Raw genomic sequence first — 9,688 nt, 5'->3', positions numbered from 1 at the left:
CGGGAATGTGTCACATCACGGGCACTCGTAAACACCTTTCCCAAAATCCACTTGGTGTAATAGGCTTGCTTGGCCTGCTCGTGCTCGTACTGACTGATCAGCCCCTGCAGCGCCAAACTGGCCAAATGTTTCAGCGTGTGCAAACCGCCTTTAGAAACTCCATCTACAGAACGACTCGTTCCTGTACTGCGGACAGGAATCGCTGCGGTTGCCATCAGAACCGCACCTACTGCCACCCCTCCGGGTCCTGCTGCCATCGCAGCTCCCGCCACTGCTCCCATCGCTGGAATCGACCCGAGCAGCTTGGACACCGTGCCCAGCAGGGAATCAGACTGCTTCTTCTCTGCGGGCGTCGTCACTTTGGCAGTGACGGGCGGGCGGGCCGCAGCCGAAGCGGCGCTTTCCGCTTTTGCTGCTTGTGCCGCTTCATATGCTTTGATGCTCATGAGCGGCGGCTCTGGTACAGGCGGAAGGTCAGCCACATAGACGGGAGCTTTTATCGTGCCTTCCTGATGAATCACCGGCGCTTTGGCATCCGTCTCCCCGTCGAGCACCATGCTGCTGGCCCCGCCTTTTAAATACAGCCCCGTCCCGGCTTGAAGCGACAAGGTCTGGCCTGCATCCAGTTTGATGCTGCCGCCTTTTACCTCAATATCACCCGGGCTGCTGACGGTAATGCCGCTGCTTTCATGCAGCAGAATGGACATTTCACCAGGAGTGGAGAGCGTCAGGCTGTCTGCCGCCATCTCCATGCCGCTGCCGCCCGCATGCCGCCATGCCTTCACCCCCGGCTCCCCTTGCGTATACCGCTGCTGCCGCAGCGAATCGGTCACAAAAGCCTCTGCTTCACGGGCCGTTGGCAGGTACAGCTGCACTTGGTCCCCAATCTCCGGCATATCATACCAGCCGCTGTGCCCCTCCGCGACATAGCGGGTCGCCACCGGAAACCAGCAGGCGGTAGCCTGGTCCTGCTCAGGATCAATGTCCAGCTTCACCTGCACACCATCCTGCTGCACCTGAAGCACCTTGCCCATCAAGGTAATGCCGGCAGCCTGCTCATTCTCATAACGGGCATACCGGATATCCTGCTCTGCTTGCAGATCGTATACGGTGTACAGCAAGCCATCCCGCAGCCGGGTCACAGCCCGGACAACGACAAGCTCCTTGCCATCACCAATCGGCAATGTAACGAAATCACCCAACGCAAAGTACTGCAAACTTTCAAAGGAGTAAATCATATACGAGCCGTCCCGTTTCCCCTGCGATCCTGCTCCTGGTTCATAAAAGGTTTTGCGTACCCGGTAAGAAACCTCCCGATACAGCTTGAACAACTTCCCTTCCGGCATCCCGAAAAAGAGCTTGGGCGACGCAGCCGTCACCTCCGGCACCAGCACAGACCCAAAGCGAGAGGCAAGGCGCTTAAGGAACGCCCAATCCGTCTCCTGATATTGTAAAACAAAAGCCCCTAACTTGGCACGGTCCGTCACGGTGTCGATCAAATCGCCGTACCTGTACTTCCGGACCAGCGCAGTGACCAAGTCGTCATAGGTGCGATGAATATCCTGAAAGGAGCGCTTTTTCAGCAAAATATCCATCTGATACGAATGCGAAGCGGCCTCCAGCTCAAAGGTATACACGCCCCGAATACATTGCACTGACATGCGTGTGACAAGGCCATGAAACAGTCTTCTTACCGATTGCCCCTGCTCATCCAGCTGGCGCAGAACAATCGGCTCCTCCTCCATACTCTGACCGATACAGGCGGCACCCTGCTCCTCGGGCAGCACCCCGCTGATATGTAAATAAGCGTGCTCGTTGATCGCTCTCGTAATCTTCAACTTTTCGATATGCTGAGGCTGAAAGGGACCATAAAGGCGCAGACTTTCGTACCCGATCCCGTTGTCGTTGTGCGATACACTCAAATGAATTCCCGACTCCTTTCCCCATGACAAGCGGCCTCCCTGCCGCAGCCGTTAGTCCAGCTCCTGCCCGTCATTTTCAATCCGGATATGTCCGCAATACAGACACTGCTGCGTGCAATTCTGCGTCAAGGCCGGTTGGCCCTCAATCAGCACGTCGCTCTTGCCGCTCAGCCAAGGCATGGTCAGCACAGGCACGCACGGTGCCTTTTTCACACCGTAGATGTCCACCATCTCGCTGGCTTTCACCGCCGGATTGAGCGGGCTGAAGCAGTTCCCAAAGGATTCGATGTTCACACCCGGCACGTAATCCGCAATATTCATTTGTGCTTTATTTTTGACGTACACCCCATGGCTGAAAGGCCGCTTCAGCCGCGTTGGCTGCGTTCCGTAGCTGCAGCTCAGAATGGCGCCTGCGACCACATAGCTTTTCTTGGCTTCACTTCCGGGGTTTACTTGCACTTCTTCCATCATCTATCCCTCCCTGGCTTCCATCTCGATTCTTTCCACCCGAATCCCGGTCAAGGACCGGCGCAGCAGGCTTTCCGCCACCGACAGGTGGATATAAATATAGGGCTCCAGCAGCCCGCCAATCCGCAAAACGGGCGGCATCCCCTCCACTTGGCGCAGCACTAGTTGCTTCAAGGTCTGGTCGGGGTAACGCTCCGACTGGTTGGACAGGCAGTCCATCACCGGAGGGCGGAGCACCCAATACGCCTCCTGCCTGGCTTGCTCAAAGTCTGTCAATATAGCCGCTTTCCAGGCAAGCTCTGGCATGTATTTTTCCAGCAAGCCCTTCACCCGGTCAGAAACGAGCGGCAAAGGATATTCGAGAAAATCCGGGTATACCGTCCGTTGATCCGTATATACACTTAAAAAAAGAGAGGTCTCCTGAGTCTCTGGCGACCGGGTTACCGACATGACTTCCTCAACCTGCAGACGGGACAGGGAAGAAGGCTCTACCCGATGCTGCACACGCTCATCCGCCATCAGCCGAAAATATCTCATTTCTGCTCCTCCCCTTCCAAACCGACGGCTTCGTGGCGCTGTTCGTCAGTAAACACTACGCCCTGCAAATTTGCGCCTGTAAAATCAGCACCCTCTAAACGAGAGCCTGTAAAATCAGCGCCCAGTAAACAAGCGCCCGTAAAATCTGCCCCCAGCAGACGGGCCTCTGCAAAAGAAGCGCCTTTCAAATCAGCCCCCGCAAAGCTGGCCTCCGTCAAATCCGCGCCAATAAAATTAGCCTCAGCTAAATCCGCCCCGTTAAAGGAAGCCTTCTTCTGCAGCACAGCATCCCTGAATATCGCCCCGCGCATCCGGGCAGCCTTAAAGCTGGCTCCTTTCAAATCCGCCCCTGTAAAATCCACTCCCGCATATCCAAAGGGCTCCCAATCCAGCATAGGGTCAGGCCCATATCCTGCACTGCCTGTTACGGTATCGAATACGGCACCTTTCAAAGAACAGCCGCTAAAATCAGCCCCGTGCAGCATACTGTAAGCAAAGCCGGCCTCATCCAGCTCACATTCCCGCCAGACGGTTCCCACCAGCACGCATCGTTGTAAACGGGAGCCTTTCATCCCGACCCGTCGAAAGGCGGTATAACGAAAATCCAGCCCGCTGTAATCTCCATCCGGCAGTTCCACCTGAGTCAACACCTGATAACAGTATGCATCCTCCCGCCGTTCCTCCAGCCACTGCTTCACCTCGTTCGCGTCCCGCAGCGTGCGGTCTTCTTTATAGACAGAGATGCTTTGGTCCAGATACTCTCCGACACGGACTTCAAATACCTCTGCCCGGTCCAGCTCCTGAAACTCCGGCAAATGCACCGCACGCCGCATCGCGAGACGCATCACATTGACGAAGATCGAGTGGATAGGCAAGGCTGCCTCCAGCATCGCCTGCTCCAATTCCAGCGCGGATAAGGAAGCTTGCTGCTCCCCCGCCGCTGCCTGCAGCTGCCGCTGTAAATCAAGCCAATAAGAGCACAGCCAGCCCGCGTCATACTCGAACCGGATCGGCTCGGGATCAAGCACCCACAGAGCATCCGACGCCTCCACCAGATAGGCAGGCTGATTCTCCAGCCAGGTGGTGCGCAGCATGGAGAAGGTGATATACGCGATTTTTCCTTTTCTCCCTTGAAGCTGCTCCTGCCGAATGGCCCGGCAATAGCTGCGAAAGGCTTCTACACAGGCTTGAATCCGCTGCTCCTCTGTTTCCTTGAACTGCATTGCCCACTGTCCGCGCAGCAGTGCCCATGCCTCGTCCAGGCGCGAGTGCTGCTCCGCTGCATGTACCGTTTTTTCCAACATGGTCTGCCCCCTAGTTCGACTTCACTTCGCTGCCCTTCATATCCGCCGAACCGCTCAGCTGAATATAACTGCCGTTGCAATCCATGCGCAGCTCGCTGCCTGCGGACAGATTCATTTTTTTCCCGGCCGACATGCTTAAGTTGCCACCCGCCGAAATGTTGACCTGCTTGTTGCTGACGATGTGTATGCCTGCCTGATCGTCCAGCCTGATGAAAATGGAGCCGTCCTTGCCCGTAACGACCAGCTCGTTCGGCCCAAGGCGAACCTCCTTCCCATGAGGGGTGCGCCAGATTTTCAGCTGCGGATTCGTGAATTTATTATGCGGACCGCTCCCCGATGCGCGTCTTACCGCACTGCCTGCAATGCCATCCTCTTCACGACTGCCCGGAAAATATATCGAGACAGGATCACCGATCTCCGGCATAACGTACCAGCCCGTATGTCCCTCAGCACTATAGGCCGTGGAATAATTGAGCCAATACGCCTTATCCTTGTCCTGCTGCTTGTCACAATCGAGATGGATGCGCACCTGATCCTGGCGAACGTCAATGACCACCCCGCTTAAAGACGCCCCGGCCAGCTTTTCCTGGTAATAGCTTTTCTGCCGCAATCCCTTGTAGGAAGCGAGTGTGTACTGGTGCCGCAGCAGCCCCTGCCTCATTTCCGTATATGCCTCGACCACGTACAAGCTGTGCCCTTGGAAGGTGACCTGTGCCCCCAAGTCCAGCACATCATCGGTCTCAACCTCGTAGACAATAAAGTCGTTTTCAGCAACATTGGCCTGCTCATTTTCCTGAAAATAACGAAACGGCAGCATCCGCTTGCGCACGGTATAACGGGTATGATCCAGCACGGCCTGCCCGGGGCTGTCCTCAATCCCAAAGTAAAACTTGGGGCTGTCAAAGCGTGCCGCAGGCATTAAGCTCGTATGGTACCGTGAGGCCATACGTCTCAGAAAAGCCCAATCCGTCTCCTGATACTGGATGGCGATCCGTCCGATTTGGGCTCCATCCGTCGCCCCGTCGATCACCTCCAGTCCTTCGTAATCCGCTCCGATCACATCGAGCATTTGCGGAATGGTCATTTTTGTATCCTGAAAAGAACGGGTACGCTGCCTGATATCCATGCGATAGGTATGGGAAATGGCCTCAACCTCCAGATAGTAGACTCCCCGCACCGCTTTCACTTCCACCGACAGGGCAATTCCGCTGAACAGCGGCTTGCTCTCCCCCGATTCTTCGCGCTGGCTGACCTCAATGACGGTATTCATCTCCGTTGTCTCCACATAGCTGTCGCGCTTGTCTTCCGGGATCACACCTGTAAAATACAGGCGGGTATGCTCGTTAATTTTCTTGGTCAACGTCAGTTGTTCCAGATCGACCAGCTCATAGGGTGAAATTATAATATTGTCATATCCCAGCTTCACAGCGAATCCACTCCTTGCTCATATACGTTGTTAATCGAAGATGGACGAATACGAAGCGATTGCGCCATCTCCTCCGCGGCAGGCATCCACGCCTCCAGCTCCGGTTCCATACAGTTGAATCCTCCAATAGCCACCTTCCCGTTGCAGATAAAAAGCAACATCTGGTTGAACAAATTCACATCGATCCCTGCTGATATGAAACGAATTATTCCAATAGATAGTCCGGATCGATTGACGATCATTTCAACTCCGATCCAATTGCGGATCGGCTGGACAGAGCGGAGGACATCGGCCATTTCCTCCGTGAATTCCTGGAGTTTGTCGGCTTCCAATGCGGTTTCCGTATGATTGATGGTGATATTCACCGCGCCTTCCGACGAAGAATAAATCACTTCAGGGCGATGCTCAGAAGGATACTTGAATTTAGCCTGCTCCGGTGGCATCAGGTCGAACGATTTGGGAATGCTCACCTCCATCTGTCCGTCCAGAATGGGCTGCGGCTCCAGGGTAATGAGCTCATCGCCCATCCGCAAAGCTCTATTTTGCCCGGCATTTGGCTGGTTTGTCCCTTGTAAGGCGGTTTGTGCTTTACTTGCATCTGCATTGTTAGATGCTGCATGGCTGTTCAGGCGATTTCTGAGGTTAAGGATATGCTCGTCCATATAGTCCATAGCCGCGGTCCTTTCAGTTAAGAAATGAGTGTATTTTTAAGAGGATATATTTAACATAGACCCTTTTAAAAGTAAGTATCGGACATACCATACTTTTTGTCTATGTTTTTCATTGTTAATAGTTCCCTTTTCCTATGAATATACAGAAAAACGAAGCCTTCTACTTTGTATGTTATGAGGCGCTCCGAGAACGAAGCATTCCTCCCATCGCTGTTGATCCCCAATTTCTAATGAATTGACTTTTATGCAGTAGAAATTCGGAATCAAAGGCGAACGCTGCCGCTTTTCCGGAATTTCTTCGTTCTCTCCGCTGCTGCGTGCATATTCCCACATAAAAACAAAGAAAACATCGTTCCTTGGTGAAATCCCAAGGCACAAAAAAAACTGGCGTACTCCAAGAGCAACGCCAGTTTCCATATTCTATTTTTCTCTTCCGCTTCGATTGGAATTTAATAAACTTAAACTGTTAATTTCATGACTCCAGCATCAATTATAGCCCTTGCTTGTTTTAAGATTCCCTCTGTAAATAATGCTCATGCTGACGAATGGTAGTGAATGTAATTCCGCTATATTCATCTCGGTCCCCTGATTCCTATATAGCGTTCTTTTGCCACGATTTCAGCTCGAGAGGTGTGAAAAAAACAATATTCCCGATGGGGATCTTCTCGATGCAGCTCGGTGTAACGTTTTAGCGCCTTGGTTGAATCGTCATAAGAATCAATCACAACCATCTCTTCAATGTAACGATGACCCTCCTTGGAGTACGCTTTCGTAGCCTCCAGGACGACCCACTCGTCAGGAAATCGTTCTTTAACCTCACTCCAGCGCATCTTCAGCACCTCCAGTAGAATAACTAAAGTTATTTTACCACAATAAGCCTAGGTTTTTTCTCATATCCTACCGCTCCCGATGCACAATATAATCCAGTAAATGCTTCAGAAAAGCGTTGCCGCGCGGCAGCTCCTTCAAGGCGTCCATGGCGAGGCAGTAGTGGTTCCACATCTCCTTCGTGGCACCCTCCCGGCCCAGCACCGTGACGAAGGTGGAACTGTTGTTCTCCGCATCCTTGCCTACCGGCTTACCGAGCAGGTGCACGTCTCCCTCCAGATCCAGCAAATCATCCTTGATCTGAAAAGCAATACCCGTATGATAAGCAAACTTCTTCAGAGCGTCCATTTCCTTCTCCGGCGCCTGAGCAAGAATGGCAGGCATCACCAGGCAGGCCTCGAACGCAATCCCCGTTTTGTAAAAGCACATCGTATTCAGCTGCTCCAGCGTTAACACTTGGCCTTTGGAGTTCAAGTCCATCATTTGCCCCATGCACAGATCCTCCGCCTTTTGCGCCGAATACCGCATGAGTGCCAGCACGGTCTTCGGATCGAACTGCTCCTGCGAAAGTGAAGCCTGCTCCTGCGTCGCCCGCTGGATCAGGAGCAGCCCGGTCAATTCAGCCGTAGAGCTGTTGTGCACCTCATGCAGCGTCGGGCGGCCCCGGCGGGTGGAGGCATTATCCTGTGTGGGCAGATCGTCGAAGATCAGGGATGCGGTATGCATATATTCCAGCGATCGCAGGAGCGGCATGATGGCCGCTGCATTCAGCCCGTATTGGTGGACACCCATGACCCAGGTCAGGATCGGCCGCAGACGTTTGCCGTCCCCGTTCAAACTGTAGTTGGCCGCATCGATCAGCGGCTCTTTCATCGGCGGCACTCCGTTATGCTTGGCAATCTGCAGGGTGCTGTTAATCTGATGGCGTACTTTTTCAATGGTTGCTGAAAAGTCTTCTTTTTCCATACGGTCGTTCTTTAAATTCGCAATCACCTGATCCCGCAGCAGCTTGTCGAAGAAATCCACATCCACCGCTTTGCGCACCATATACTGGATCAGATGATTGAATTCGGGGATGCCGGACGTTAAAATCATCATGATCTCGTTGTACTTTTCGGCTCCAACACGTTCCCTGCAGCGCTTGAGCCCGTTGATGGCACGATCCAGGATGACCTCTCGGCTCTTGGGATCAGATTGATACACATGATGGATCAGATGAGAGATGACCGCCCAGTATAATTCAAAAGGGTTAATCAGATCGGGGCGCTGCTCCCGGTACTTCAAATAATAGGTGTAAGGCGTGACGGCGCCGTCGTTCATATCGTCAAACATATCCGCAAAATCATCAGCCAGCTGGTTATAGATACCATAATAAAAAGTCCGCTGGTCAAAACCCTCATCCCCGGCAGCGCTCAGCACGGAACGGGCGATCAGGCGGGAGGAAGCTGATTTGAGAATGATGGGGATATAGAGATCTTCATTGGCGTAATCCGCATTTGACAGGTTCTTCATGCGGTCTATTTCCTGTGAATGAAAAAACACATAAGACTGCTCGAAAAAAACTTTCTGTGTCTCCGGCCGCTGATAACCTTTAATATATTCAAATGCTTCCCGCAGCTCCGCATGCACGTACCGGATCAGTTCCATGTTCGTTCCGGACCATTCCCCTATTTTCGGTACCGTACCCGTCAGCAGCGCGGTGCGTATCATGTGGGAATATTTCTTTTTCTCCTGCGGGGTCAGCACCTGCGAATCCAGCAGATCGTCAATAAAAGGATAGGTCAGGCCATAGGAATAGCCAAGTCTGATGGCCTCATCCAGTCTGCGGGAACGTTCCTCACGCGGTGCTTCATCACCCAGTTCTTCCAGCACATGCAGCACGACCCCGAGAATGATCTTGATCAGCTTGCGCTGGGCCTGCTCGGCATCCATGCCTTCCGGAATGTTGGCGGCCACCGCTCTAAGCTTATGGATAAGCCAGATGACGGCCGTTTCTATACCTTCCTTCTGTGCCCACCGGTACAGACTGGACAGGCTGATGAGCTGCGGCTGCTCTCCCCGTTTTGATGTGGAGGAACGAAGCAGCTGTTTCTTGATGTCAGCAGCCATCCGCTGAATCCGCAGCTGCGTGTCAGGTGAATTCAGCGCTTGGCCCAGGTCCCGCATATACAGATAAGAGACGCTTCGGTCCAAATAATCATCCAGCTTGCCTGTGTACTCGAGCCATTGCATATATGCATGAACATCCCGGTGATCCGGCTTTCTTTTTACCCGTGAAAAAAAGGACAGCCACGAATGGCGGCGGATATGCTTCTGCTTCCACAGCTGAAAATCTTCCGTTAACGTTGGTACATAAGACCTCTCGGTGACCTGCTCATGAAGGGCTGCAAAATACCTGGCGGCCTTCTCTTCAGCCAACAGGTAACATGCATCGGCGTCATTTATCATTTCCTCGTACATACGGTGCATGACCTCAACTTTTGTAGTGTATTAGCTTATTTATCATACTACGGGAAAGAATCGTTTAAGTTA

At 53.0% G+C, this 9,688-nt stretch carries 9 protein-coding genes; all 9 read right to left on the bottom strand.

The window, feature by feature from the left end:
- Positions 1 to 1,922, bottom strand: a 1,922-nt coding sequence (locus ACI1P2_RS24350; protein ID WP_355324019.1) for a contractile injection system protein, VgrG/Pvc8 family, incomplete at its 3' end; no start/stop codon positions are given.
- A 51-nt stretch (positions 1,923 to 1,973) separates the two neighbouring features.
- The gene (locus tag ACI1P2_RS24345; protein WP_355324016.1) at positions 1,974 to 2,390 is read right to left on the bottom strand and encodes a DUF4280 domain-containing protein; all 417 of its coding nucleotides are present in this window, start codon (positions 2,388 to 2,390) and stop codon (positions 1,974 to 1,976) included.
- A gap of 3 nt (positions 2,391 to 2,393) precedes the next feature.
- Positions 2,394 to 2,927 (bottom strand): hypothetical protein, encoded by a 534-nt coding sequence (locus ACI1P2_RS24340; protein WP_355324013.1) that lies wholly within the window; start codon positions 2,925 to 2,927, stop codon positions 2,394 to 2,396.
- Positions 2,924 to 4,228: a pentapeptide repeat-containing protein gene (locus ACI1P2_RS24335; RefSeq protein WP_458296145.1), complete on the bottom strand. Its 1,305-nt coding sequence runs from the start codon at positions 4,226 to 4,228 to the stop codon at positions 2,924 to 2,926. Before ACI1P2_RS24335 ends, ACI1P2_RS24340 begins: the two co-directional genes overlap by 4 nt.
- Before the next feature lie 13 nt (positions 4,229 to 4,241).
- On the bottom strand, positions 4,242 to 5,657 hold the full coding sequence (locus tag ACI1P2_RS24330; protein WP_355324007.1) for a phage baseplate assembly protein V: 1,416 nt from the start codon (positions 5,655 to 5,657) through the stop codon (positions 4,242 to 4,244).
- Entirely contained in the window at positions 5,654 to 6,184 is a 531-nt protein-coding gene (locus ACI1P2_RS24325) for a hypothetical protein (RefSeq protein WP_408976331.1), read from the bottom strand. Before ACI1P2_RS24325 ends, ACI1P2_RS24330 begins: the two co-directional genes overlap by 4 nt.
- 276 nt (positions 6,185 to 6,460) lie before the next feature.
- Complete coding sequence (locus ACI1P2_RS24320) at positions 6,461 to 6,745, bottom strand: hypothetical protein (protein WP_355324002.1); 285 nt, start codon at positions 6,743 to 6,745, stop codon at positions 6,461 to 6,463.
- A 155-nt stretch (positions 6,746 to 6,900) separates the two neighbouring features.
- Positions 6,901 to 7,158: a hypothetical protein gene (locus tag ACI1P2_RS24315; protein WP_355323999.1), complete on the bottom strand. Its 258-nt coding sequence runs from the start codon at positions 7,156 to 7,158 to the stop codon at positions 6,901 to 6,903.
- Between the two features lie 67 nt (positions 7,159 to 7,225).
- Entirely contained in the window at positions 7,226 to 9,625 is a 2,400-nt protein-coding gene (locus ACI1P2_RS24310) for a polyprenyl synthetase family protein (RefSeq protein ID WP_355323996.1), read from the bottom strand.
- Positions 9,626 to 9,688 lie beyond the last annotated feature (63 nt).

The organism is Paenibacillus jiangxiensis (assembly GCF_046098255.1).
Taxonomy (GTDB): Bacteria; Bacillota; Bacilli; order Paenibacillales; family Paenibacillaceae; genus Paenibacillus; species Paenibacillus jiagnxiensis.
The sequence above is the reverse complement of the archived record's forward strand: the minus strand, read 5'-3'. Positions and strand labels throughout refer to the sequence as shown.

Bases quoted from the DNA above. Each gene is read 5' to 3' on its own strand.
- ACI1P2_RS24320 (WP_355324002.1), bottom strand. From the start codon at position 6,745: ATGGAAACTGGCGTTGCTCTTGGAGTACGCCAGTTTTTTTTGTGCCTT.
- ACI1P2_RS24310 (WP_355323996.1), bottom strand. From the start codon at position 9,625: ATGCACCGTATGTACGAGGAAATGATAAATGACGCCGATGCATGTTAC.
- ACI1P2_RS24345 (WP_355324016.1), bottom strand. From the start codon at position 2,390: ATGGAAGAAGTGCAAGTAAACCCCGGAAGTGAAGCCAAGAAAAGCTAT.
- ACI1P2_RS24340 (WP_355324013.1), bottom strand. From the start codon at position 2,927: ATGAGATATTTTCGGCTGATGGCGGATGAGCGTGTGCAGCATCGGGTA.
- ACI1P2_RS24325 (WP_408976331.1), bottom strand. From the start codon at position 6,184: ATGGGCGATGAGCTCATTACCCTGGAGCCGCAGCCCATTCTGGACGGA.
- ACI1P2_RS24315 (WP_355323999.1), bottom strand. From the start codon at position 7,158: ATGCGCTGGAGTGAGGTTAAAGAACGATTTCCTGACGAGTGGGTCGTC.